The following is a 23,440-nucleotide window of genomic DNA, read 5'->3' as shown; positions in this document are numbered from 1 at the left end:
AGGGACAATCCCCCGGCGTACCGATCACCACTCAACGAAGAAGCTGATGGCGGCTCCGCGTTTCACAGCGCTCGTTCTGCTCGCCGTGCTCTCGGCATGCCATCCTCCCGTACCGCCGCCGACGCCAGCTCCGCAGCCGACCGCCGTGGAGCAGGCTCTGCGTGCGGCGGCTGGTGGCGGGGATGTGCCGTCGGACTTTCAGGTGATCTACAGCGACATGCACGGGATGCACGGCGGTACCACGATCCGGCTGGACGCGGATGGCACTCTCGCCTCCCGGCACGTGCAGCGGGGCGAACTCACCGAACGTTCGGGGCGTGTTCCGGCGGATTCGGTCCGCGCCCTGATCGGCCTGCTCGTGGAACTACAGGCCTGGGAGCAGCGTACGCCGCCGCGTCCCCCCGTGCCTGACGAAAGCGCGGCGGGACTTCGCATCCGGGCCGGGGGTGAAGAGGCCCGCATCTGGGAGTGGTTCAACGACATGGGGACGAACCAGCGGCTGGCCCGGATCCTGGGGATGCTGGGCAGGTTCGTCTCCCACAGCTCGGCCGCCCCGGGGCCTCCAACTCCGGGCTGAACGGTCGAATACATCGCATATGCACCGGGGCCGCGAGAGGTGATCTCTCGCGGCCCCGCTCCGTTCCGGTATTGGGCAACTCGACCGCCAGCGGTGCTACTTATCGGGTCGATTCAGGTTGTGGCGCTTGCACGTGCGCAGAAGCTTGTCCGTCAGAAGGAAGGTTTCGCCACTTGCCCGCTCGATGCGCCTTACGTGCGCCTGATGTGGAAAGTGCCCCCACACTACCCGTTTCTGGGCGGGCACACCGTCGCGGATCTTCGTGACTGTGCGAACACGTTCCATGGCGGGCACGAAGTCGGAATCGGCGCTGATGACGAGCGCGACATCGTACTTGTCACGATGGGCCCCATCCACCAGATCGACCGCGAGATTGACGTCTGTCTCCTTCTCGCGGTGGTACGGCGCGCGACACTGGCTGCACTGCTTCCGCTCGTGCCAGCCTTCGACCAGTTCCGTCGCTGAGGACCGCCGGAGGACATCGAAAAGCACGGCTTCACGTTTCCGCACCTCGCGATTGGCGCTCGCGGCCGCATAGAACCGAAGCTTCACGAGAATCGCGCCGCCATCCACACTCTTGGCGAGTTGGTGGGCTAACCTGGGGAAGTCGATCGGGTACTCCAGCCCAGCCTCGCGCATGGACGCCTGGAAGTTGGTCCCATCCACCAGGATGAGAAGACGAGGCTTGCGAGCTGTGCTTGCGGTGGCGGGTGGGGTATGGACCGGTTCCATGCTGCCCTCCAAACGTGCGAAAGGCCGCGTGCAAGACGCGGCCTTTCGCTGCCATAAACCGCACAGTCCCGAAGGGCTGCCGGTGACGAACTGGATGTAAGTATATGCACACCGCAGGGCCGCGTCAAGTCCCACGATTTCGAGCAGCCATTGGTGCTTACGCCATGTAAGTGCACAGCGTAAACAGGAGCACGTGACTCAGATTCGGGAGTGGACCGGGGCCGCGAGAGGTGATCTCTCGCGGCCCCGCTCCGTTCCGCAGATGCTCTGGCCGGTCCGTCAGCGCATGGGACCGTAGAAGTCGCGGCCGTAGCCGCGGAACTCGGCGTCGTAGCGGTAGTTCGCCTCGCGCTCCCAGCCCATGGGCATGCCGCCGCCGCGCATGGTCCGTGACCCGCCGATGGTGTTGTACGGCCGCCAGTAGCCCGTGACGTCCACGATGCGCCCCTCGTGGTCGCCGCCGAACGCGTTGTAGTTGGTTTCGTACCGCGCCGGCGTGGGGTGCACGTACTCGCGGTTGTACCGCTGCGTCACCCGGTTGCTGAACGCGGGGCGCCCGTAGTACCCGCGGTCGTACCCCCCGCCTCCGCCCCCGCCGCGCATCCCCTCGTCATACGCCACCCGCGTGCGCACCGGCGGCCGCTGGGGCGCCGTCTCGTAGAACCCGCGCAGCCCGTAGTCGTATCCCCGCATCGGCGGCCGCCCGCCCATGTCGCGGCCGTATCCGCGCCCATATCCGCCATCGTAGCGCATGGTGCCTCCCTTGGCTTCGGTGTGTGGCCTGTCCTGGCCCGCCAGGGACTTGCAATCGACGTTCCCTTGGGGTCGGGCAAATGCTGCACGTCACCGGGGGCTGGATGGGAATCCGTGCGAAGCCGCGGTGCGCCGCGAGGGTGCTGATCACGATTGACCCGGGAACCCTGAGCCGGTACACTGATGCGGCCCGCGTGCCTTCCGCGCGCGGGCCGCTCTGCTTTCGTAACCATCCGAATCCCATGGACTCACTGCAGGTTCTTGCTCCCGTGACCGCCCTGGTCGCGGGCTTCGCGCATGCGCTGGAGCCCGACCACATGGCGGCGGTCACCACCTTCGTGTCGCGCCGCCCCCGGCCGCTGCAGGCGCTGGGCTTCGGCGTGCGCTGGGGCGCGGGGCACTCCGCCGCCATTCTCGTGGTCGGCTGCATCCTGGTGGCACTGAACGTTCAGCTGCCGGAGCTCCTGGCCCGCGGGCTGGAGTTCGGCGTGGGCGCCATGCTGCTGGGGCTGGGGCTGTGGCTGCTGTGGAACGTGCTCCACGAACGCGCCCACCGGCTGGCGGGCGAGGCGTCCGCGGACGAGGCACACGCGCACCATCACCACCACGGCCGCGGGTCGCTGTGGGTGGGGCTGGCGCACGGCTTGTCGGGAACGGCGCCGCTGGTGGCCGCGCTCTCGGCCACGGCGGCAGGCTCGGCGTGGCAGGCGGCGGGGTACCTGGCCCTGTTCGGCGTGGGGACCACGGTGGCGATGGCGCTGTACGCCGTGGCGGCCGGAGCGCTGTTCACCCGCGCGGCGAACCGCGGGCCCGCGCTGGCCGGAACGTTGCGTGCAATGACGGCTTTGGGGAGCGCGGCCATCGGGGTGCTGTGGATGGTGAACGCGGCCCTCCCGGCGTGACGAGCTTGCCGCGCGAGGGGCACAACTTTCAACGACTGTCGAGGAATCCGATGCAGGAAGGAAACGAGCCGCAGGCGGGCGTACCGCCGGTGACCATCCAGGTGAGGAACAACGGGCCGCTGCTGGTGGATGGCCCCTTTCGCCTGGTTGACGCCGACGGCACCGAGTACCCGGTGCCCGCGGGCAAGCAGGTGAAGCTCTGCCGCTGCGGCGCATCTGTCCGCAAGCCGTTCTGCGACGGCACGCACAGCCGGGTCGGCTTTGCCGCCGCCGAGCGGGCCGTTCGCGAGATGGAGGGTGGGGCACCCCAGGGCGGCGCACCGGCTGCTTGACACTGCACCGGCGCGCCGGTAGCATCGTTCCCCACGCCCGGTCCGCTGGTTGCAGCGTACCGGGCGTTCTGCTTCCCTGGCCTGCACGGGCGCCGCACGCGGCGGAACGGCTTTCATAAACGGAGGACGAGGATGGCGACGGAATCGCTGCCCATCGAGCAGCGCGGCTACGCGAAGCCCGATGGGCTGGTATCGACGGAGTGGGTGGCCGGGCACCTGGACGACCCCGCCGTGCGCATCGTGGAAAGCAACGAGGACGTGCTGCTGTACGACACGGGGCACATCCCCGGCGCGGTGCGCATCGACTGGCACACCGACCTCCAGGACCCGCTGATGCGCGACTACCTGGATGCGGAGTCGTTTGCGGCGCTGATGCGCGAAAAGGGCATCTCTCCGGACACGACGGTGGTGTTCTACGGCGACAAGAACAACTGGTGGGCCACGTACGCGCTGTGGGTGTTCCGCCTGTTCGGCCACGAGCGGGTGAAGGTGATGGACGGCGGGCGCAAGAAGTGGTCGGACGAGGGGCGGCCGCTGACCGAAGACCTGCCCACGGTCGCGCCGGCCGAGTATCCCACGCCCCGGCGCGACGACGAGGCCATCCGCGCCTTCCGCGAAGACGTGCTGGACCACGTGAAGCGCCGCGGGCAGATGATCGACGTGCGCTCGCCCGAGGAGTTCAGCGGCGAAAAGCTGCACATGCCCGACTACCCGCAGGAAGGCGCCATGCGCGGCGGGCACATCCCCGGCGCGCAGAACGTGCCGTGGGCGCGGGCGGTGAACGTGGACACGGGAGAGTTCAAGAGCGCCGAGGAGCTGCGCGCGCTGTACGAGCAGGGCGCCGGGCTGAAGCCGGACCAGGACACCATCGCCTACTGCCGCATCGGCGAGCGCTCGTCGCACACCTGGTTCGCGCTGACGTACCTGCTGGGCTACTCCAACGTCCGCAACTACGACGGCTCGTGGACGGAGTGGGGCAACGCCGTGCGGCTGCCCATCGAAAAATGAACTGATCGGTCTCACGCAGAGACGCAGGGACGCAGAGAGAGGCCGCGGTTTCTCTCTGCGTTTCTGCGTCTCTGCGTGATCCAATCGTTTCGCCAGGAGATACGATGGAACTGGGGATCTACACCTTCGCGGAAGTCGCGCCCGATCCCGTCACCGGGCGCACGGTGAACGCGGCGGAGCGGCTGCGCGACCTGATGGAAGAGATGGAGCTGGCCGACCAGGTGGGCCTGGACGTCTTTGGCGTGGGCGAGCACCACCGTCCGGACTACGCGGTCTCGTCGCCCGCCGTCGTCCTGGCTGCGGGCGCGGAGCGGACGAAGCGCATCCGGCTGACCAGTGCGGTGACGGTGCTCAGCTCCGACGATCCCGTGCGCGTGTTCCAGGACTTCGCCACGCTGGACCTGCTTTCCGGCGGCCGTGCCGAGATCATGGCCGGGCGCGGATCGTTCATCGAGTCGTTTCCGCTGTTCGGCTACGACCTGCAGGACTACGACGCGCTGTTCTCCGAAAAACTGGAGCTGCTGCTGAAGCTGCGCGAGAGCGAGCACGTCACCTGGTCGGGCAGGCACCGCGCGCCGCTCACCGGCCAGGGCGTGTATCCGCGCCCCGTGCAGGACCCGCTCCCCGTGTGGATCGCCGTGGGCGGCACGCCGCAGTCCGTGGTCCGCGCGGCGACGCTGGGGCTGCCACTGGCCGTGGCCATCATCGGCGGCATGCCCGAGCAGTTCGCGCCGCTGGTACAGCTGTACCGCGACGTGTCGGGCCGAGCGGGGCACGATGCCGCGAAGCTCCCCGTCAGCATCAACTCGCACGGCTACATCGCCGACTCTTCGCGCCAGGCGGCGGACGAGTTCTATCCGCCCTACGCCGACGTAATGACGCGCATCGGGCGGGAGCGCGGGTGGCCGCCGACCACGCGCCAGCAGTACGAGGCGCAGCTGACCCGGCGCGGCGCGCTGGTGGTGGGCAGCCCCAGCGAGGTGATCGACAAGATCCTGTTTCAGCACGAGATCTTTCGGCACGACCGCTTTCTGCTGCAGTTCAGCATCGGCACCATGCCGCACCGGCAGATCATGCGCTGCATCGAGCTGTTCGGAACCGAGGTCGCCCCCGCGGTCCGCAAGGCACTCGGCGTCGGCGCCGCGGAAAGACCCGCGGCCGGGTAAATCCGCGATGTCATCCCGATGGAGCGGCCAAGGTGAACCTGCCCGCACGCCCCAAGACCGCAGCGACTGAGGGATCCGCCACACACTCCGGGCGCGCCACACGGCCCGCATCACACGAGAACAGGCCAGTCCGCGCAGGCGGACATCGTGTGGTCGTTGCAGCGAATTCATTCGCCCGAGGGAGCCGAGGCCCCGAGATCGGTCGGTCCACCAACGGAAGAAGCCCCGCTCGCCACGGGGCTTCTTCGTTCACACCTCGGGTCCCGGTGAGGTGAATTCAATCAGCCCGCCCGCAAATCACCGATCGCCCGTGGGCGCCGCCGCCGTGCGGATGTGGGCATAGCCCTCCACCATGCGGATGAACTCCGCCCGGTAGCCCTCGGCGTCGCCACCACGGGCGCCGCGCGCCAGCGTCAGCACCTGCTGCACCGTCGCACGCCCCCGGTGCTCCGACTCGCGCAGCACCATTCCGAACGCCGCCACCGCCGCCGCGAACCGGAAGTCGTCGGAGGTGGCGCCGTTGCGCGCGGGCACCTGCACCGCGTGGGAAAGCAGCCGGCTGTGGTCACCATCCGGCGCCTTGTAGCGCACCTTCACGTTCATCATCTCGCTTCCGAAGGCGCCCACCGGCTCCGCGTCCGTGCGCTGGTACCGCAGCGAATCCACCGTTCCCACGCGGACCTCGCTGTCGGCGCCCACCGGCACCACCTCGTACAGCGCGGTGACGGAGTGCCCCGCGCCGATCTCCCCCGCGTCCTTGCGGTCGTCGTTGAAGTCCTCGTCGGCGAGCAGGCGGTTCTCGTACCCGATCAGGCGGTACGCGTACACCCGCGCGGGGTTGAACTCCACCTGCAGCTTCACGTCCTTGGCGATGGTGAACAGGGTGCCACCCATCTCGGTGACCAGCACCTTGCGGCCCTCCATCAGGTCGTCGACGTAGGCGTAGTTGCCGTTGCCGTGGTCAGCCATCTGCTCCATCCGCGTGTCGGCCAGGTTGCCCGTACCGAAGCCCAGGACGGTGAGGAAGGTGCCCTGCCCGCGCTTTTCCTCGATCAGCTGAACCAGCTCTCCCTGGCTGCTGACACCCACGTTGAAATCGCCGTCGGAGGCCAGGATCACCCGGTTGTTCCCGCCTGCGATGTGGTTGCGCCGCGCCACCTCGTACGCCAGCCGGATCCCCTGCGCCCCGGCGGTGGAGCCGCCCGCCTGCAGCCGCTCGATGGCGTCGAGGATCTCGTCCTTGCGGTCGCCCGGGGTGGATTCCAGGACCAGCCCCGCCGCGCCCGCGTAGACGACGATGGCCACCCGGTCGCGCGCCGAAAGCTCGTTCACCAGCAGCCGAAGCGACTGCTGCACCAGGGGGAGCTTGTCGGGTTCGTCCATCGACCCGGATACGTCCACCAGGAACACCAGGTTGCTGGGCGGCACGCCGGCCCGGGGCAACCGCCGCCCCTGCAGCCCGATCCGCACCAGCTGGTGCCGCGGGTTCCACGGCGCCGCGCCCACCTCGGTTACCACGGCGAACGGGTGCTCGCCGGTGGGATCGGGATAGGCGTACGAGAAGTAGTTCACCATCTCCTCGATGCGCACCGCGTCGCGCGGGGGCGCCCCGCCGTCGCGGATGAAACGGCGGACGTTGCTGTACGAGGCCCGGTCCACGTCCACCGCAAAGGTGCTGAGCGGGGTACGCGCGGCGGTGTGGAAGACGTTCTCCTCGATGTGGTTGTATTCTTCCGTGTTGTAGCCGCGTCCCGGAGGCCCGGGGGCGGGCGTGCTCCCGGACCAGGTCGCGTCCCCCAGCTGTTCCCGGTTGGAGACTTGCGGCGCGGTCCCGGACACCACGATGCCGTCCAGTGACAGCGCCTGCGGAGCGAGCGTGAAGTTCTGGACGATTGTCGCGCCGGGTTGAAGGGTGATGGATCGTGTCACGGCACCCAGCCCCACGCGGCTGGCGGTGAGTTGAACCGCCGTTCCGGTGCGGATGCGTTCGGCGGGAACCACCAGCCGGTACGTGCCGTCGGTCGTGGTTACCGCACCCAGGTTGTAGGCCTGGATGCGGACGAGGACCCCGGCCTCGGGCTGGCCCTGCGGATGGGTGACGCGGCCCGTGACCACCGCGGGCGCCTGCGCCCGGCCGGGTTGGGACGCGAGCAGCAGGAGCAGGGCGAACAGGGTGCTGACGAAGCGTGTTGCCATGGCGATCTCCCTCTGGGAGGTGGGAAAGGGACCCGAGGTGGAACGTGGCAGACGCGGATTTCTGACCCCGCGCCGCACCCGTTCCAATCCAATGGTGATGCGGATTTCACCCCGGCGCCACAGGTAAGATTTTAGCACAGTGGACAGTGGAACTCCCCGCTTGCCCGCGGGTTGTACCACGGATGTGTCACGATTTCCGCGTCCCCGGACCAGCGCGGCCGGGTCCGTTTTCCTTGACACCCTCCCGCCGCGCGCCTACGCTTCGCAAGCTGCTAATTCCTTAGCGACCGACCATTCGCCCGACCATCCGCCGCAATGCCCGACGCATCCACCGCATCCGACCTCAGCCGCCGCGAGCGGCAGATCATGGACGTGGTTTATCGGCTGGGAAAAGCCAGCGTGAACGACGTGCTGGACCGCATCCCCGAGCCGCCCAGCTACTCCGCCGTCCGCGCGCTGATGCGCATCCTGGAAGAGAAGGGCCACCTGGCGCACGAACAGGACGGCCCTCGCTACCTGTATCTGCCCACCGTTCCGCGTGAGTCGGCGCGGCGCAGCGCGCTGTCGCACATGGTGCGCACCTTCTTCGGCGGGTCTACCGAGGCCGCGGTCGCCGCGCTGCTGGACGAATCGCGCAACCGGATGTCGGAAGCCGAGCTGGAGCGCATCGCCAGCCTGATCGAAACGGCGCGCAGCCAGGGCCACTGACGGATGGCCATCCCGCTCCCCGCCCACGATGCCGCCCCGTGGCTGGCGCCCGCCGTATGGCTGGTGGCCCGCGGGACGCTGCTGCTGGCCGCCGCCGCGCTGGCCGCGGCGCTGATGCGGCGTCGGTCGGCGGCGGCGCGGCACCTGGTGTGGGCGCTGGCGATGGTCTCGCTGCTCGCGCTGCCTGCGCTGTCACTCGTCCTGCCGCACTGGGAGCTGGCGTTCGTATCGGTAGATGCCATCCACCCCGCGCTCCTCGTCCCCGGTGCGCGCGCCGCGGCGCTGGCCGCGCTGCCGTGGGGAACCATCGCGCTCGCGCTCTGGGCGGCGGGTGCGCTGATTGCGCTCGTGCGCCTGGTGGTGGCGCAGGCCGCGGTGCGCGCGCTCGCGAGCCGCGCGGCGCCGATCAATGGCGGTGAGTGGAAGGAGCGGATGGTGTCGGCGGCGCGGGAGCTGGGGGTCACCCGCCGCGTGCGCCTCCTTCGCGCGTCCGGCGGCGCGATGCCGATGACGTGGGGGGTCCTGCGCCCGGCCGTGCTCCTGCCCGCCGAGGCGGACGCGTGGACGGCGGAGCGGCAGCGCGTGGTGCTGCTGCACGAGCTTGCGCACGTGGCGCGGCGCGACTGCCTGTGGCAGCTGGTGGCGTCGCTGGGCTGCGCGCTGTACTGGTTTCACCCGGGCGCGTGGTGGGCCGCGCACCGCATGCGCGAGGAGCGCGAGCAGGCCTGCGACGACCGGGTGCTCGCCGCCGGCACGCGTGCCTCGGACTATGCCGGCCACCTGCTGGCCGTCGCCCGCGCCTTTCGCCCGGCGCGCCTGACCGCGGCCGCGGCGGTGGGAATGGCGGCGCGCTCGCAGCTGGAGGACCGCGTGGTGGCCGTGCTGGACGGCGCGCGCGCGCGCGACAGCGTCTCTGCACGGGTGGCCCTGGCGTGCGCCGCGGCCGGGGCGCTGGCCCTTCTTCCGCTCGCCGCCGCCGCCCCGTCCGTCCGCACGAACGACAAGGCTCCGCGGCCCACGCCTACCGTCACCGCTGCGATCGACGACCACGCGCGCCCGCAGCCGCGGGCGTCAGGCGATCGCCGTCCCACCCGCACGGAGCCCTCGCCGGCACCGCTCGCGAGCGCCACTCGGCCGACGCTGGCCACTGCGCTCGTGCGCGATGCCGCGCCCAGGCCGTCGATCGGGCCCGAGCTGCAGGTAACGTACGACGTGAACCTCGCCGACCTCTGGGCCGCCGCGCGCGACGGCGACCCCGATGCCCGGCGCGGCGCCACGTGGGGACTGGGTCAGGCGGAGCCCCGGCTGGCCGCATCGCCGGTGGCCCGTTCGGCGCGGGAGTACGACTTCCGCTTCAACGGTGCGCTGGGCCTGGACGAGTACCGGCCGCGCCAGAGCGAGCCCCAGCGCGTACCCACAGGCACCGGCCGCGCCATCCAGCCCCCGCGCACCGCCCGCAAGGCACCCGAGGCGCGCCCGGTCGAACGACCGGTGCGCATCCTCTCCGAGCCGAACGAGCCGGACACGCTCCCCGCCATCGGCGGCCCGCACGCCCCCGAGACGCCGCAGAACTGAGCGCAACAGCGGGTCTCACGCGGAGGCGCGGAGGACGCGGAGACGAGAAAGAGGGTGGCCGCGTGCTCGCGGCCACCCTCTTTCGTACATCCTACAGCAGGGACGTTACGCTCGCACCAGGCGCTTGTACTTGATGCGGTGCGGGATGTCGGCGTCGGCGCCCAGGCGGCGCTTCTTGTCGACCTCGTATTCCTGGTAGTTGCCTTCGAAGAACACGACGCGGCTTTCGCCCTCGAACGCCAGGATGTGCGTGGCGATGCGGTCCAGGAACCAGCGGTCGTGGCTGATGACCACCGCGCAGCCGGCAAAGTTCAGCAGGGCGTCTTCCAGCGCGCGCAGCGTGTCGACGTCCAGGTCGTTGCTGGGTTCGTCGAGCAGGATCAGGTTGCCGCCTTCCTTCAGCAGCTTGGCCATGTGCAGGCGGTTGCGCTCGCCGCCCGACAGGTGCTTCACCAGCTTCTGCTGGTCGCTGCCTTTGAAGTTGAACCACCCGCAGTAGGCGCGCGAGTTCATCTTCAGCCGGCCCAGCTCCAGCGTTTCCTGCCCGGCCGAAATCTCCTGCCACACCGTGTTCTCGCCGTTCAGCGAATCGCGGCTCTGGTCCACGTACGCCAGCTTGACCGTCGAGCCCACCTTCAACGCGCCCGCGTCGGGCTGCTCCTGCCCCGTGATCATGCGGAACAGCGTGGTCTTGCCCGCGCCGTTGGGCCCGATGACGCCCACGATTCCGCCGCGCGGCAGGCGGAAGTTCAGGTCTTCCACCAGCAGCTTGTCGCCGTACCCCTTGGCCACCGCGTCCGACACCACCACCTCATCGCCCAGGCGCGGCCCGGCGGGAATGATGATCTCGGCCGTGGAGGCGCGCTCCTTCTGGTCGGCGTTCAGCAGCTCTTCGTAGCTGGTCAGGCGGGCCTTGCTCTTGGCCTGCCGCGCGCGCGGGGCCATCCGCACCCACTCCAGCTCGCGGTCCAGCGTGCGCTGGCGCGCGGACGACTGCTTTTCTTCCTTCCGCAGCCGCTCCTGCTTCTGCTCGAGCCAGCTGGTGTAGTTGCCCTTCCAGGGAATGCCCTCGCCGCGGTCCAGCTCCAGGATCCACTCCGCCACGTTGTCCAGGAAGTAGCGGTCGTGGGTGATGGCGACGATGGTGCCCGTGAACGCGGCCAGGTGGTGCTCCAGCCAGGCCACCGACTCGGCGTCCAGGTGGTTGGTGGGCTCGTCGAGCAGCAGCATGTCGGGCTCTTCCAGCAGCACCTTGCACAGCGCCACGCGGCGCTTTTCTCCGCCGGACAGGCTCTCCACCCGCGCGTCGGGCGGCGGCAGGCGCAGGGCCTCCATGGCGATCTCGATCTTGCGGTCCAGCTCCCACAGGTTGGCCGCGTCGATCTGGTCCTGCAGCCGCGCCTGTTCTTCGAGCAGCTTGTCGAAGTCGGCATCCGGCTCGCCGAAGCTCATGTTCACTTCCTCGAAGCGGCGCAGCACCTCGCGCTGGGCCCGCACGGCCTCTTCGACGTTGCCGCGCACGTCCAGCGCCGCGTCCAGCTCCGGCTCCTGGGCCAGGTAGCCGATGCGGGTGCCCTCGGCGGCCCACGCCTCGCCGTTGAAGTCCTTGTCGACGCCGGCCATGATGCGCAGCAGCGAGCTCTTGCCGCTGCCGTTGGCGCCCACGACGCCGATCTTGGCGCCCGGGTAGAACGACAGCCAGATGCCCTTGAGGATCTCGCGGTTGGGCGGAACCACCTTGCGCAGTTCCTTCATCACGTAGATGAAGCGGGACGTATCGAGATTGCTCATCGGATCAGGATCAGGAAACGGTCAGCGCGGCGGGCCGCGGGGTGCTTTCGAGGTCCGAAAATACCACGAGGACCGCGGTTGGAACAGCGGCAAGTACGGTATCAGGTCACCACGGTCACAACAGTGGGTCGCACACGGGCCGGCGTTGTCATCCCGACGGAGCGGCCCCGCCGAACTCGCCCGTACACCGTGGACCGCAGCGACCGAGGGATCCGCCACACACTTCGCGCTGAGCCCGCCGCCGTTGGGTCCTCGCCGTGCCCCGTCCCGAGCGCGGTTACCCGTCCCTACCGCAGCCGCACCTCGCGCCGGGTGCGGATGATGGTCTCGATCTCGAAGGCGATGTCCTCGGGCGAGCGGCCCTCGGCGGGGATGGAAACGTCGGCCAGGCGGTACAGCGGCTCGCGCTCCGCCAGCATGGACGCGATCATCCCGCGCGGGTCGGGGTGCTCGCGGAACGGGCGGTCGATGGTGTCGGCGCGCAGGCGGCGCACGGTTTCGTCGACGGAAACGCGGAGCCACACGGAGAGCGTGGTGGCGCCCAGCGGGTCCAGCTGCTCGGGGCGCAGGATCCATCCGCCGCCGGGCGCCAGGACGACCCTCGGCTGCTCGGCCACTTCCGCGGTCAGCGCCGCCTCCATCTGCCGGAACGCCTCCTGCCCGTCCGCGCCGATGATCTGCTTGATCGTGCGGCCCTCCCGCCGCTCGATCTCCACGTCGAAGTCCAGGAAGCCCCACTCCAGCCGCCGCGCCAGCGCCTGCCCCACGGTGCTCTTGCCCGAGGTCATGTAGCCCAGCAGCACCACGCGTTCAATGACCAGCGCGGGCGGCAGTCCGTTCTCGGGCACGGCGGCGTTCTCCGGGTCGATTGTGGCGGATGTGGATGGGCGGTGGGGGCGAGGCAGGTTGCGGGCCGCGCGGGGGCCCCTCCCCCGGCCCCTCCCCGCACAAACTACGTGCGGAGAGGGGGGAACTTCACGCCGGTAGGCTGGGTTTGGCGCATGCCGCGATGCCCCCTCTCCCGGCCTCTCCCCCGCAAACTGCGCGGGAGAGAGGAGAATTCACACCGGTTCGACGGGGTGCCGGTGCATGCCTCTGGGAGCCCCCTCCCCCCGGCCCCCGTCCCCCGCTTCGCAGGGGAGGGGGAGACCTGAATCGCGCTTCGGCTGCTTCGGACGCACTTGACTCAGGTGTGTACCCCCTCTCCCACGCTGTTTGTGGGAGAGGGTGGCACGCGTGTCAGCGCGGCCGGGTGAGGGCCCCAGCGGGGCCGCGGCCTCGGGTATCGTGACCGCTGCCGCGCCCTAGGTAATTCGTGGCCGCGGCTGGATCCTTCGGCCCGCGTGGGGTGTGCTGCGCGCAGATTGGGCGCTCCGGCCTCTGGATGACAGATGGCCGTGCGAGGGCGAATGTCGGGCCTCTGGAATGACAGATGGCCGTGCGCGTGCCCGGAAGGCCGTTGAAATCTCCCCCTCCCCTGCGCAGCGGGGGAAGGGGGCCGGGGGGAGGGGGCTGCCGCGGCATGCGAGGCACCCTGTCGAACCCCGCTCGAAGTTCCCCCCTCTACGCACGTAGTTTGTGCGGGGAGGGGCCGGGGGTGGGGCCTCAGTCCCGGTGCCAGACCTCGGCGCCGCCGCGCGTGTCGCGTCCCACCCGGCCGACGCTCTCCAGGTAGATCAGGTGCGCGCGGGCCTCGCGCAGGGCGTGCAGGAAGTTGTCCGGCGGAAGGTCCGGGAACAGGCGTAGCGTCACCTCGAACGCCGTCATCGGGCGGGTGAGCAGCTCCACCGTCTGCGCGTTGCGCTCGTGGTGGTGGGCCACGATGCCGTCGATCCGCCCCGCCAGGTCCGCGAACGGCTCGCCGTGCGAGGGAAGCACCAGCTCCACCGGCAGCTCGCGCAGCCGCCCTAAGGAGGCCAGGTAGTCCGCCAGCGGGTTCTCGGCGTACAGGTCCGCGCCGATGTTCGGCGAGATGCGCGGCAGCACGTGGTCGCCCGCGATCAGGATGCGCCGCTCGGGGTGATAGACCGTCACGTGCCCGGGCGAATGGCCCGGCGTGAGGATCCACTCCCACCCGCCACCGCCCGGAAGCGCGCCGCGGTCCCCCCGCAGCAGGTGGTCGGGCGGGTAATGCTGGTAGCGTGCGTGGATGCGGTCCGACGCGTCCAGCAGCTGCCGCGCGACGCCCGCGGGAATGCCGCCCGCCAGGAAGCTGCGCTCCACGGAGGGACGGTCCTGCGCCCAGCCGTTCACCCAGCGCGTGGCCAGCTCCTCCTCGCGCTCGTGGATGCTGAGCGTGGCCCCGCTCCACTCACGGACGGGGCCGGCCAGGCCGTAGTGGTCGATGTGGGCGTGGGTGAGCACCACGTGGCGCAGCGACTCGCGCGTCACGCCGATCTGCCCGGCGCCCTCGCGCAGCGCGTCGCGGGCGGGCGGCGTGTCGATGCCCGTGTCCACCAGCACGTGCCCGTCGTCGCCCTCGATTACCCAAGCCGCCACCTCGCTCGGGGGGGACGGCAGGGGAACGGACAGGCGGTGGACCCCCGGCGCCACCTCGCGCGCCGGGGCCGGGGCTGCGGCGCTCAGGCGCCCTCGGGAAAGAAGCGCCGCCCGTCCGCCGCCATCTCCTCCAGCATCCGCGCCGGCGCGAACCGCCCGCCGAAGCGCTGCTCCAGCGCCCGGAGCCGGCGCAGCACCTCGGCCGCGCCCGTGGTGTCGACGAACCAGAACGGCCCGCCGCGGAACGGGGGAAACCCGATGCCGAACACCGCCCCCACGTCGCCGTCGCGCGCGCTGCGCAGCACGCCCTCCTCCAGCGTCCGCACCGCCTCGTTCACCATCGCCAGCCCCAGCCGCTCCTGGATCTCCTCGGCCGGCATCGTCTTCTTCGGCGGGGTGCCGAACACGGCGTACGCGCTCTCGTCGGGGCCGCCCTTCTTGCCGTCGCCGTCGTAGCGGTAGAAGCCCTTTGCGTTCTTTCGCCCCAGCCGCCCGCCGGCCACCATGCGGTCGATCAGGTCGCTGGGCGTCATGCGGTTGGCGAAGGCGGCGGCCATGATCTTTCCCGCCTTTTGCGCCACGTCCAGCCCCACCTCGTCGTACAGCGTCACCGGGCCCACGGGAAAGCCCCACTCCGTCATCGCCTCGTCCAGCTCCTCCATCCGCACGCCCTCCTGCAGCAGCAGCGCGGTCTCGGCCATGTAGGGCGAGAGGATGCGGTTGACGTAGAAGCCCGGAGCGTCGTTCACCACGATGGGCGTCTTGCCGATCTTCTTGGCGTACGCGTGCGCCGTGGCCGTCACCCAGTCGGCGGTGCCGGCGTGGGTAATGATCTCCACCAGCGGCATCTTTTCCACAGGGGAAAAGAAGTGAAGGCCGATCACGTGGTCCGGGCGCGACGCCGCCTCGGCCAGGCGGGCGATGGGGATGGTGGAGGTGTTGGAGCCCAGGACGATGCCCTCGCGCGTGGCCGCCTCGATCTCGCGGATCACCCGGTGCTTCAGCTCCAGGTCCTCGAACACGGCCTCGACGATCAGGTCCGACGCGGCAAAGCCCGTGTACTCCGTCGTCGGCTGCACGCGGTCCAGCAGCTTGGTGACCTCGAACTTCTTCATCCGCTTGCGCTCGGCCCGCTTCTTCAGGCTCTGGCGCGCGGTCTTGAGGCCCTTGGCGGCCGCCTCGAGCTTCACGTCCTTCAGCCGCACGCGGATCCCCGACTCGGCCGAGGCGGCGGCGATCCCGGCGCCCATGAACCCCGCGCCCACCACGGCGATCTGGTCCACGTGCTTGGGCTTGGCCTGGCTCTGCAGGCCGGGGTCGTTCTTGGCGGCCGTGCTGGTGAAGAAGACGTGGACGAGCGAGCGGGCCTCGGGCGTCACCGCCAGCTCGCCGAAGGCCTGCGCCTCGAGCGCGAAGCCCTGCTCGATGGGCTTGTCGATCCCCCGCTCCACCACGCGGAGCAGGCGCAGCGGCGCGGGATACAGCCCCTTGGTCTTGTCCATCACCCCCTGCCGCGCCTTGCTGAAGATCAGCCGCCGCATGGGGAGCAGGTTTTCCAGCCGCTCGGGCGAGCCCGTGGCGCGGCCGGCCTTGGCCTGGCGCGTGCGGTCCGCCAGCTCCAGCGCCACGCGGCTGGCCACGCTCAGCAGCACGGGCGCGGGCACCACCTCGTCGACGATGCCCGTCTTCATGGCCCGTCGGCCGTCGAGCTGCTTGCCCGTGAGCATCAGGTCCAGCGCGGCCCGCAGGCCGATCAGCCGGGGAAGGCGCTGCGTGCCCCCCGCGCCGGGGATGATGCCCAGCTGCACCTCGGGAAGGCCCAGCTTGGTCTTGGGGCTGTCGGTGGCGATGCGGTACGAGCAGGCCAGCGCCGTTTCCAGTCCGCCGCCCAGCGCCGCGCCGTCGATGGCGGCGACGACGGGGATGTCCAGGCGCTCCAGGCGGTTGAGCATCTCCTGGCCGGCGCGGCTGGCGGCCTCGGCGTCGGCGGGGGTGAGGAAGTGCTTGAACTCCTCGATGTCGGCGCCGGCGATCCAGGTGCCCTTCTTTTCGGAGATGATGACGGCGGCGCGCACGCCGGCCTCGCCGTCTTCCAGGCGCTCCAGGATCGCGGTCATTTCGGCCAGCAGGCCGGCGGAGATGACGTTGACGGGGCGGCTGGGATCGTTCAGGCGGATCACGGCCAGGCCGTCGGTGATCTCCATCCGCACGGCGGAAGCGGTCTGCGTCGGTTCGTCCAGCATGGTCGCCATCTCACCGGCTCCTGGTTTGTTCGTTTGGGCCCTACCTCAACTTCAATTGCGTCCCCTGCTGGCGATGCGCCGGCCGGTGAGGCTGGCCGGCCTTGGTGCGCCTCGATCGCTCCGGCGCACTCCGCGGCTGCCCTCTCCCCCCGGCCCCCTCTCCCGCAAGCGGGAGAGGGGGAGAATTCGTGTGCGCTTCGTCAGGGCGTTGCGCCAAAGCCTGTCATCCTGAGGCGCAGGCGCACCGACCCAGCCCGCACCTCAATCCACGCGCGCCGAAGGATCTAGCCTGCGCCACTTCTCAGCCTGGGCGCGGCAGCGAGCACCGTTCTTTGAGACGCGTCCCCCGCGGGGGCCCCTCCCCCGGCCCCACCCCGTACGGTAATGCTGTGCGGAGAGGGGAGAACTTCGGTCCCGGAACGACAGGGTGCGTTGCATGCCGCGGCGCCCCCCATCCCCAGCCCTTCCCCCGCAAACTGCGCGGGGGAAGGGAGCCAGTGCGCGTCCCCTGCTGCCGATGCGCCGGCCGGTGAGGCTGGCCGGCCTTGGTGCGCCTCGATCTCTCCGGCGCACTCCCCGGCTGCCCTCTCCCCCCGGCCCCCTCTCCCGCAAGCGCGCGAGAGGGGGAGAATTCGATCACGCTTCGACGGCTTTCCCGTTCTACATCGCCGACATGCCGCCGTCTACCGCCAGGACCTGGCCCGTGACGTAGCTCGCGGCGGGAGAGAGCAGGAAGAGCGCCGCGCCCAGCAGCTCATCGTCTCCCCCTACGCGGCCCAGCGGCACCAGGCGCGACAGGGCCTTTTCGGCGTGGGCCAGCACGTGCTCCGTCATCTTCGTGGGAAAGAAGCCCGGCGCCACCGCGTTCACCCGGATGCCGTGGCGCGCCCACTTCACCGCCAGGTCGCGCGTCAGCGCGATCACCGCGCCCTTCGACGCGCTGTAGCCCGCCGCGTCCATGATCTCCGGCGGGCTTCCCTTCATCCCCGCGATGGACACCACGTTCAGGATGGCGCCCGGCGCACCCCGGGCGATCAGCCGGCGCCCCAGCTCGCGCGAGCAGAGGAAGGTGCCGGTGGCGTTCACCTCCATCACCTTGCGCCAGGCGTCCACCGTCATCTCCGCGGCGGGCGCGCCCCACGAGGTGCCGGAGTTGTTCACCAGCAGGTCCACGGGGCCCAGCTCCGCCTCCACCTCGTCGAACGCGGCCCGCACCTCGTCCTCGGACGACACGTCCAGCCGCAGCGCCGCCGTCCGCGCGCCATACTCCGCCGACAGCTCGCCGGCCACTTCCGCGCACGCCTCGCGCTTGCGCGATCCCAGCGCCACCGCGGCGCCCGCCTGCGCCAGCCCGCGGGCGATCTGCTCGCCCAGCCCGCGGCCGCCGCCGGTGACCAGCGCCACGCGCCCCGTCAGGTCGAACAGCTCGCGTACACCGCGCATTCCAGGCCCGCGTCCAGGGTGGGATCTCCGTCCATCCGGTGAGTCGCGCCGGACAATCTAAGCGGCGCGAAAACCCGCGCAAATGCTGGGGATTGTGAGCGCCGCTCATCCACTCGGAACGGGCGGTGGCCGCGGAAGTCAGCGCAGGCCCAGGATCCGTTCGGGCTCGGCGACGGCCTCGCGCAGGGAGCGCACCGCGACATCGGCGGGAAGGGGGCGCGTGGGATCGTCTACCAGGGCCACGCAGCGCATTCCCGCCGCGCGCGCGGCCGTCATCCCGGCCACCGCGTCCTCGATGACGGTGCAGCGTTCCGGCGCCACGCCCAGCCGCCGGGCCGCGAGCAGGAACACGTCCGGCGCCGGCTTTCCGCGCGGCACCTCCTCGCCGGTGGCCCGCGCGGCGAACGCATCGCCCACGCCCAGCTCGGAAAGCACCTGGTCGATGAACGACATCGGCGAGCTGGAGGCGACCGCGATGGGAACGCCGCGCGCGCCGAGCAGGGCGATCAGCTCGAGCGCACCGTCCATCGGCACGATCCGCCCGGGAGCCCGCTCCGCCATCGTCCCCCACTTGTCCCGCGTCCACCGGGCGAACTCCGCGGCATTCACCGGCCGGCCCAGCACCGCGGGGAGGAAGTCGCGGTCGGCCATGCCGGCGTACCGGCGCGTCAGGTCGTCCGGGTCGATGTCGATCCCCCACGCCCGCAGCAGCCCGGATTCCACCTCCGAGTGAAGGCGCTGCGTGTCGGAGATCACCCCGTCCATGTCGAAGATCACGGCATCCATGCGCGGATCATACGTGCTTTCCCGCCCCGCCGCGAGCCAGGATGGAACGGGCCGGAGATCCGTTTCGCGAGACCCGGTCGTATGCCTTTGTGAGGGGGCGCGAAGATCGGCCCCGCGAAGACGAGAAGCGGTTGATCGCACGGTTTCGGCACCCGCGCCCGACCGTCGAAATCGTGCGCCCATCGTTGTAGAATGTTTGTATAACCTTGGTCCGGTAAATGCATGGGGGTTACGCCACCGGTTTGGCGTACCCTCCTGGCGAGTCGGATGGGGGAGGCATCGGGAAGGCAGCCGCCCTCACGGGGGGCTGGGCAGGCGCTCCACCACCTCTCCGCCCCGGCGGAAAGGTTTTCAATCCACTCGGACGGGGAGGAAAAGGGTCTAGATGAATCGATTGCTACCACGGCTTGCCCTGGGCGTCGCGTGTTGCGCGATGACCAGCACGGCGGCCCAGGCGCAGGACGAGATGATGATGGGGCGGCAGGTCAGCCGCTTCGATCTCGGGGTGTACGCGGGCGGGTCGCTGACCAGCGCGTGGTTCGACAGCCGGACGGTGACGCTGAACGCCACCGAGACGCCGATCGAGAACGACGACGAGGAGAGCTTCGCCCCCGGGTTCGGCGGCGCCTTCGGGGCCATCGCCAACTTCTGGATCACGCCGCGTGTGGGCCTGCGGGCGCATGGCGCCTACCTGCCCATGCAGCCCCCCCGGTCGGACGGCGCGTTCGAGGGCGTCGGCGAGAGCAGCAACTTCATCGTCAACAGCTACGTGTACGACCTGAACCTGACGCTTCGCCCGTTCGTGATGAGCGGTTCGCGGCTGCTGTCGGGCATGTACGCCTTCGTGGGCGGCGGCGGGCTGACCGTCGACGTCACGGGCACCGACCGCACGGCGTGCGAGCCGACCGAGCAGGCGCTGGCCGCCTGCCTTCCCCTGCGGCCCAAGTACGCCTCGGTGGGCCAGGGCAACGGCGGAATCGGCTTCGACCTGATTCCCCTGGGCCCCGTGTCGCTGTTCACCGAGGCCGGCGTGCACGTCTACGATTCGCCCGTGCACGTGGGCGACGACTGGGTGGGACCCGTGACCGCCCTTACCGGTCAGCGCGTGCGCATCGCCGACGACCGCACGGCCGTCACCGGGCGCCTGGTGCTGGGGCTGAAGGCCATGTTCGGCAACCTGCTGCCGCCGCCCCCGCCGGTGGTCATGCCGCCGCCGCCGGTGATGGTGGAGCCGGCGCCGGTCGCGCCGCCCCCGCCCATGAACCCCATGCGCGACGTGCAGGTGTGCGTGGTGGAGAACGGCATGCTGCGCAACGTGACGGTGCAGTACAACACGCAGACGGGCGACACCACCATGAACGGCCAGCGGTTCGCGCCGCCCATGACGGGCTACGCCGCCGGTGCCTCGTGGTTCATCAACAACGAGGCGGTGATGGTGATGGGCCGCCGCTACGTGAAGTACGGCCTGCCCCGCGTGCTCGGCGTCAACGAGGTCACGCGAGTCGGTGAGTACCAGGGCGTGAGCGTGTTCGCCGAGACCGGCGCCACCGGCACCCCCGAGGTGCTGTACGTGCCGGTGCGGTCGGGATGCGAGTTCCAGCCCTACCAGACGGAGATCAAGGCCGGCGCCGTTCGCGGCGATTGATCGGACGGACACCAACCCCCGCGGCGGGTGCCGCGGGGGGCACCACCGGAGAGGCGCCACACGGCGCAGTGCTCCATCCACTTGCAGGGAGGAAAACGATGACACTGGCGAAAACGCGGGGCCGACTGGGTGCGGCCGCCGTACTGACCGCCGCCGCTCTGGCGGGCGTGGCCTTGATGGCCCGCGAAGGCACCAGCTCCGACCACGTCGACACCGCCGAGGTGGAGCTCAGCCCCACGCTGGACCTGAACGACGTGTACGTGTTCCCCGGCAGCAGCGACGGCCGGATCGTGCTGGTGATGGACGTGGCTTCGCCCACCAACCTGCTGGGCCGCAGCGTCACGCGCTTCGATCCCAACGCGCTGTACCAGTTCAAGATCGACAACACCGGCGACGCCCGCGAAGACCTGGTGCTGCAGTTCCTGTTCGACGAGATGTCCGACGGAACCTCGCGCGTGAACGTGCTGGGGCCCGCGGCGCCCAACAACGTCGACACGCAGGGAATGGTGAACCGCCCGGTGACCAGCCCCGTTTCGGCCAACAACCCGTTCGGCTCCACGTTCACCACCACCTCCGGGATGACGGTGTTCGCCGGGCAGCGCAACGATCCCTTCTACATCGATCTCGAGCAGTTCCTGCAGATCGTGCCGGACCGCCGCCCCGCCACCTTCCTGACCGAAGTGGCGACGGACAACAAGATGCCGTCGGCCTTCTGCGGCGCGGCCGCGCCGTTCGACACCAGCTGCACGCCCAAGGACTTCCTGCAGGGCGCCAACACCCTGTCGATCGTGGTAGAGATGCCCGAGTCGATGCTGGGCGTGGCCACCGGGAACGACGGCAAGCTGGGTGTCTGGGCCACCATCGGCCGCTGACGGAAATGCGGCCGGCCACGCACGCGGCCGGCTGACGAGATCACCAACACGCGAGGAGCTTTACGATGTGGAAGATGAAAACGGCGGGCGCCCTGGCGTTCGCCCTGGTGGCGGCCCTGAGCGCCGGCGCCTGCAGCGATGACGCGACGCGCACGATCGTCGAAGTGCAGAAGAAGGACACGGTCACCGTCACCGTGACCATCCGCGACACGGTTCGCATCGGCAACACCAACCTGGTGTTCAACCAGATCGAGCGCCTGGGCAACCCCCTGGTGAGCGAGGTGTTCGTCGAGAAGCGTGAGCACGACTTCTTCAACACCACCAACCCCATCACGGACGTCGCCAACTTCCGTGACGACATCCGGCGGTTCGTGACCGCGGTCGCCGGCCGCGACACGGCCTACGCGTCGGCCGTCGCGGCGGCGCTGACCCCCGACATGCTGGCGGTGTTCCCCAACCGCGCGGCCGGCGTAACGGCGGCCAACGCCGACGCCTCGGCCCTGGTGGGGTGGCTGACGCACGCGCTGGCGCCCAACAACACGGGCTACGGCGGCCGCAAGCTCGACAACGACGACGCGGTCGACAAGGGCCTTTCGGTGATCTTCGGCACGGCGCTGGGCAACAACAACAACGTCAGCCCGGGCCTGAGCACCGACAACGTGCCCGACAACCAGACGGACCCCGACGTCTTCCCGTACGTCGCGGCGCCCAACTGATTGGATGAGTGAACGGCGCGGGTCCCGGGATGTTCTCCGGGGCCCGCGCCGGCCGGCGCTCGCCGGCAACGCTGGACGGGTTACGAAGATCCGGATTTTTCGCTGAAGAGAAGGATGCGCACGATGTTCACCAAGCTCGGTCCCTCGCGCCTTGCCGCCGCCATCCTGGCGCTCGGCGCGCTCGCCGCCGCCGGCGCCGCCCTGGGCGGCAAGGCCGCGCCGCGCGACGCGCTGGCGGCCGAGTCGCTGGCCGGGCTGTACCCGTCGGCCGAAGCCCAGGCGGCGGAAACCGACAAGTCCATCGCCCTGTACAACCTGCGGCTGCAGGCCGACCCCCGCGGGGCGGGCGACCGGGCGAACCTGGCCGCGCTGTACCTGCAGCGTTCGCGCGAAACGGGCGACTATGGCGACGTGCTGAAGGCCGAGGAGCTGGCCCGCGCGTCGCTCGCCGCCCGCACCCGCGGCAACGCCAAGGGCTTCCGGCAGCTGGCCGCCAGCCTGCTCGCGCAGCACCGCTTTGCCGAGGCGATGACGATCGCCCGCGAGCTGGTGCGCATCTGGCCCGAAGACCCGGCCCACCGCGCGCTGCTGGGCGAGCTGCAGATGGAGGTGGGCGACTACGCGGCGGCCGAGGTCACCTTCGGCACCATCCGCCAGCAAACCGACAATCTGGCCGTCGCGCCGCGCGTGGCCCGCTGGGCCGAGCTGCACGGCCGCCCCGACGAGGCGCGCGCCATCTTCGCGGGCGCCCTGCGCCAGGCGCTGTACCGCACCGACTTCACCGGCGAGCAGGTGGCCTGGTACTACCTGCGCCTGGGCGACGTGGAGCTTCGCGCGGGCAAGGTGAACGCGGCCGAAAGCGCCTTTCGCTCGGGGCTGGTGATTGCTCCCGGCGACTACCGGCTGCTTTCCGCCATGGCGCGGCTGGAGCTGGCGCGCGGGCGATACGCGAAGGCGGCGGAGCTGGGCGAGCAGGCGACCGCCAGCGTGCTGGACCCGGCCACCCTCGGAATCGTCAGCGAGGCGTACGCGCTGCTGGGCGACCGCGAGCGGGCCGACGAGTACGCGGGGGCCATGAAGGTGGCCGTGCAGGGGCAGGCCGCCGGCATCCACCGCGAGTGGGGGCTGTTCCTGCTGGACCACGGCGGCGACGTGGTGATGGTGACGGAGCGCGCCCGGGCCGAGCTGGCCGAGCGGCGCGACGTGTACGGGCACGACCTGATGGCGTGGGCGCTGTTCCGCGCGGGCCGCCACGCCGAGGCGCGGGCACAGATGAAGCAGGCGCTGCGGCTGGGCACGCGCGATCCCCTGCTCTTCTTTCACGCGGGGATGATCGAGCGCGCCGCGGGCGACGACGAGGCGGCGCGCCGGCACCTGCGCCAGGCGCTGGAGCTGAACCCGCGCTTCCACCCCCGCCACGCGGCCACCGCGCGCGCCGCGCTCCGTTCCCTTCCGGGCGGCGGGCGCCTGCGCCTGCCCTGGTGAAAGCGAGGATT

At 70.4% G+C, this 23,440-nt stretch carries 20 protein-coding genes; 11 read left to right on the top strand and 9 right to left on the bottom strand.

Going from position 1 to position 23,440, the window contains the following annotated elements:
* The first annotated feature begins 202 nt into the window (after window positions 1-202).
* Entirely contained in the window at window positions 203-577 is a 375-nt protein-coding gene (locus VGB24_RS24845) for a hypothetical protein (RefSeq protein WP_331075630.1), read from the top strand.
* A 96-nt stretch (window positions 578-673) separates the two neighbouring features.
* Here the strand turns inward: VGB24_RS24845 and VGB24_RS24840 are convergent, their stop codons facing one another.
* Window positions 674-1,309: an NYN domain-containing protein gene (locus VGB24_RS24840; RefSeq protein WP_331075629.1), complete on the bottom strand. Its 636-nt coding sequence runs from the start codon at window positions 1,307-1,309 to the stop codon at window positions 674-676.
* Window positions 1,310-1,588: 279 nt separating this feature from the next.
* Window positions 1,589-2,062 carry a hypothetical protein gene (locus VGB24_RS24835; RefSeq protein ID WP_331075628.1) on the bottom strand — a complete coding sequence of 158 codons (474 nt, stop codon included), beginning with the start codon at window positions 2,060-2,062 and terminating at the stop codon, window positions 1,589-1,591.
* 242 nt (window positions 2,063-2,304) lie between these two features.
* Here VGB24_RS24835 and VGB24_RS24830 point away from each other — a divergent pair, with 242 nt between their 5' ends.
* From VGB24_RS24830 to VGB24_RS24815, 4 genes are all read left to right on the top strand, one after another.
* Window positions 2,305-2,964: a sulfite exporter TauE/SafE family protein gene (locus VGB24_RS24830; protein ID WP_331075627.1), complete on the top strand. Its 660-nt coding sequence runs from the start codon at window positions 2,305-2,307 to the stop codon at window positions 2,962-2,964.
* Between the two features lie 50 nt (window positions 2,965-3,014).
* Entirely contained in the window at window positions 3,015-3,296 is a 282-nt protein-coding gene (locus VGB24_RS24825) for a CDGSH iron-sulfur domain-containing protein (protein WP_331075626.1), read from the top strand.
* Window positions 3,297-3,428: 132 nt separating this feature from the next.
* Window positions 3,429-4,304 carry a sulfurtransferase gene (locus VGB24_RS24820; RefSeq protein ID WP_331075625.1) on the top strand — a complete coding sequence of 292 codons (876 nt, stop codon included), beginning with the start codon at window positions 3,429-3,431 and terminating at the stop codon, window positions 4,302-4,304.
* Between the two features lie 104 nt (window positions 4,305-4,408).
* The gene (locus tag VGB24_RS24815; protein ID WP_331075624.1) at window positions 4,409-5,470 is read left to right on the top strand and encodes an LLM class flavin-dependent oxidoreductase; all 1,062 of its coding nucleotides are present in this window, start codon (window positions 4,409-4,411) and stop codon (window positions 5,468-5,470) included.
* A gap of 297 nt (window positions 5,471-5,767) precedes the next feature.
* On the opposite strand, the gene VGB24_RS24810 is transcribed toward VGB24_RS24815, so the two are convergent.
* Window positions 5,768-7,666: a YfbK domain-containing protein gene (locus VGB24_RS24810; RefSeq protein ID WP_331075623.1), complete on the bottom strand. Its 1,899-nt coding sequence runs from the start codon at window positions 7,664-7,666 to the stop codon at window positions 5,768-5,770.
* Between the two features lie 315 nt (window positions 7,667-7,981).
* Between VGB24_RS24810 and VGB24_RS24805 the strand changes: the two genes are divergently transcribed.
* Together VGB24_RS24805 and VGB24_RS24800 are read left to right on the top strand one after the other, a co-directional pair.
* The gene (locus VGB24_RS24805) at window positions 7,982-8,374 is read left to right on the top strand and encodes a BlaI/MecI/CopY family transcriptional regulator (protein WP_331024189.1); all 393 of its coding nucleotides are present in this window, start codon (window positions 7,982-7,984) and stop codon (window positions 8,372-8,374) included.
* A gap of 3 nt (window positions 8,375-8,377) precedes the next feature.
* A complete protein-coding gene (locus tag VGB24_RS24800) occupies window positions 8,378-9,949 on the top strand; it encodes a M56 family metallopeptidase (protein WP_331075622.1) in 1,572 nt (523 codons plus the stop codon).
* A gap of 105 nt (window positions 9,950-10,054) precedes the next feature.
* Here VGB24_RS24800 and ettA read toward each other — a convergent pair whose 3' ends face one another.
* The 6 genes from ettA to VGB24_RS24770 all read right to left on the bottom strand — a co-directional run bounded on the left by ettA (window position 10,055) and on the right by VGB24_RS24770 (window position 18,711).
* Complete coding sequence (gene ettA / locus VGB24_RS24795) at window positions 10,055-11,740, bottom strand: energy-dependent translational throttle protein EttA (protein ID WP_331075621.1); 1,686 nt, start codon at window positions 11,738-11,740, stop codon at window positions 10,055-10,057.
* Between the two features lie 287 nt (window positions 11,741-12,027).
* Window positions 12,028-12,588: a shikimate kinase gene (locus VGB24_RS24790; protein ID WP_331024193.1), complete on the bottom strand. Its 561-nt coding sequence runs from the start codon at window positions 12,586-12,588 to the stop codon at window positions 12,028-12,030.
* A gap of 757 nt (window positions 12,589-13,345) precedes the next feature.
* Complete coding sequence (locus VGB24_RS24785) at window positions 13,346-14,239, bottom strand: MBL fold metallo-hydrolase (protein WP_331075620.1); 894 nt, start codon at window positions 14,237-14,239, stop codon at window positions 13,346-13,348.
* Between the two features lie 83 nt (window positions 14,240-14,322).
* Window positions 14,323-16,491 (bottom strand): fatty acid oxidation complex subunit alpha FadJ, encoded by a 2,169-nt coding sequence (gene fadJ, locus VGB24_RS24780; protein ID WP_331075619.1) that lies wholly within the window; start codon window positions 16,489-16,491, stop codon window positions 14,323-14,325.
* Window positions 16,492-17,142: 651 nt separating this feature from the next.
* Entirely contained in the window at window positions 17,143-17,925 is a 783-nt protein-coding gene (locus VGB24_RS24775; RefSeq protein WP_331075618.1) for an SDR family oxidoreductase, read from the bottom strand.
* A gap of 138 nt (window positions 17,926-18,063) precedes the next feature.
* Window positions 18,064-18,711, bottom strand: a complete 648-nt coding sequence (locus VGB24_RS24770) for an HAD family phosphatase (RefSeq protein ID WP_331075617.1) — start codon at window positions 18,709-18,711, stop codon at window positions 18,064-18,066.
* Between the two features lie 433 nt (window positions 18,712-19,144).
* Between VGB24_RS24770 and VGB24_RS24765 the strand changes: the two genes are divergently transcribed.
* The 4 genes from VGB24_RS24765 to VGB24_RS24750 all read left to right on the top strand — a co-directional run bounded on the left by VGB24_RS24765 (window position 19,145) and on the right by VGB24_RS24750 (window position 23,429).
* Window positions 19,145-20,356: a hypothetical protein gene (locus tag VGB24_RS24765; RefSeq protein WP_331075616.1), complete on the top strand. Its 1,212-nt coding sequence runs from the start codon at window positions 19,145-19,147 to the stop codon at window positions 20,354-20,356.
* Between the two features lie 98 nt (window positions 20,357-20,454).
* A complete protein-coding gene (locus tag VGB24_RS24760; protein ID WP_331075615.1) occupies window positions 20,455-21,228 on the top strand; it encodes a DUF4331 family protein in 774 nt (257 codons plus the stop codon).
* Between the two features lie 65 nt (window positions 21,229-21,293).
* A complete protein-coding gene (locus VGB24_RS24755; protein WP_331075614.1) occupies window positions 21,294-21,944 on the top strand; it encodes a DUF4331 family protein in 651 nt (216 codons plus the stop codon).
* 123 nt (window positions 21,945-22,067) lie between these two features.
* Window positions 22,068-23,429 carry a tetratricopeptide repeat protein gene (locus VGB24_RS24750; protein WP_331075613.1) on the top strand — a complete coding sequence of 454 codons (1,362 nt, stop codon included), beginning with the start codon at window positions 22,068-22,070 and terminating at the stop codon, window positions 23,427-23,429.
* Window positions 23,430-23,440 lie beyond the last annotated feature (11 nt).

Source organism: Longimicrobium sp. (genome assembly GCF_036399935.1).
In the GTDB taxonomy this organism is placed as follows: Bacteria; Gemmatimonadota; Gemmatimonadetes; order Longimicrobiales; family Longimicrobiaceae; genus Longimicrobium.
This window is presented reverse-complemented; position numbering and strand designations above follow the sequence as displayed.

Excerpts from the sequence above, each read along its gene's own strand:
- VGB24_RS24840 (WP_331075629.1), bottom strand. The coding sequence starts at position 1,309 with ATGGAACCGGTCCATACCCCACCCGCCACCGCAAGCACAGCTCGCAAG.
- VGB24_RS24835 (WP_331075628.1), bottom strand. The coding sequence starts at position 2,062 with ATGCGCTACGATGGCGGATATGGGCGCGGATACGGCCGCGACATGGGC.
- VGB24_RS24830 (WP_331075627.1), top strand. The coding sequence starts at position 2,305 with ATGGACTCACTGCAGGTTCTTGCTCCCGTGACCGCCCTGGTCGCGGGC.
- VGB24_RS24825 (WP_331075626.1), top strand. The coding sequence starts at position 3,015 with ATGCAGGAAGGAAACGAGCCGCAGGCGGGCGTACCGCCGGTGACCATC.
- VGB24_RS24820 (WP_331075625.1), top strand. The coding sequence starts at position 3,429 with ATGGCGACGGAATCGCTGCCCATCGAGCAGCGCGGCTACGCGAAGCCC.
- VGB24_RS24815 (WP_331075624.1), top strand. The coding sequence starts at position 4,409 with ATGGAACTGGGGATCTACACCTTCGCGGAAGTCGCGCCCGATCCCGTC.
- VGB24_RS24810 (WP_331075623.1), bottom strand. The coding sequence starts at position 7,666 with ATGGCAACACGCTTCGTCAGCACCCTGTTCGCCCTGCTCCTGCTGCTC.
- VGB24_RS24805 (WP_331024189.1), top strand. The coding sequence starts at position 7,982 with ATGCCCGACGCATCCACCGCATCCGACCTCAGCCGCCGCGAGCGGCAG.
- VGB24_RS24800 (WP_331075622.1), top strand. The coding sequence starts at position 8,378 with ATGGCCATCCCGCTCCCCGCCCACGATGCCGCCCCGTGGCTGGCGCCC.
- ettA (WP_331075621.1), bottom strand. The coding sequence starts at position 11,740 with ATGAGCAATCTCGATACGTCCCGCTTCATCTACGTGATGAAGGAACTG.
- fadJ (WP_331075619.1), bottom strand. The coding sequence starts at position 16,491 with ATGGCGACCATGCTGGACGAACCGACGCAGACCGCTTCCGCCGTGCGG.
- VGB24_RS24775 (WP_331075618.1), bottom strand. The coding sequence starts at position 17,925 with ATGCGCGGTGTACGCGAGCTGTTCGACCTGACGGGGCGCGTGGCGCTG.
- VGB24_RS24770 (WP_331075617.1), bottom strand. The coding sequence starts at position 18,711 with ATGGATGCCGTGATCTTCGACATGGACGGGGTGATCTCCGACACGCAG.
- VGB24_RS24765 (WP_331075616.1), top strand. The coding sequence starts at position 19,145 with ATGACCAGCACGGCGGCCCAGGCGCAGGACGAGATGATGATGGGGCGG.
- VGB24_RS24760 (WP_331075615.1), top strand. The coding sequence starts at position 20,455 with ATGACACTGGCGAAAACGCGGGGCCGACTGGGTGCGGCCGCCGTACTG.
- VGB24_RS24755 (WP_331075614.1), top strand. The coding sequence starts at position 21,294 with ATGTGGAAGATGAAAACGGCGGGCGCCCTGGCGTTCGCCCTGGTGGCG.
- VGB24_RS24750 (WP_331075613.1), top strand. The coding sequence starts at position 22,068 with ATGTTCACCAAGCTCGGTCCCTCGCGCCTTGCCGCCGCCATCCTGGCG.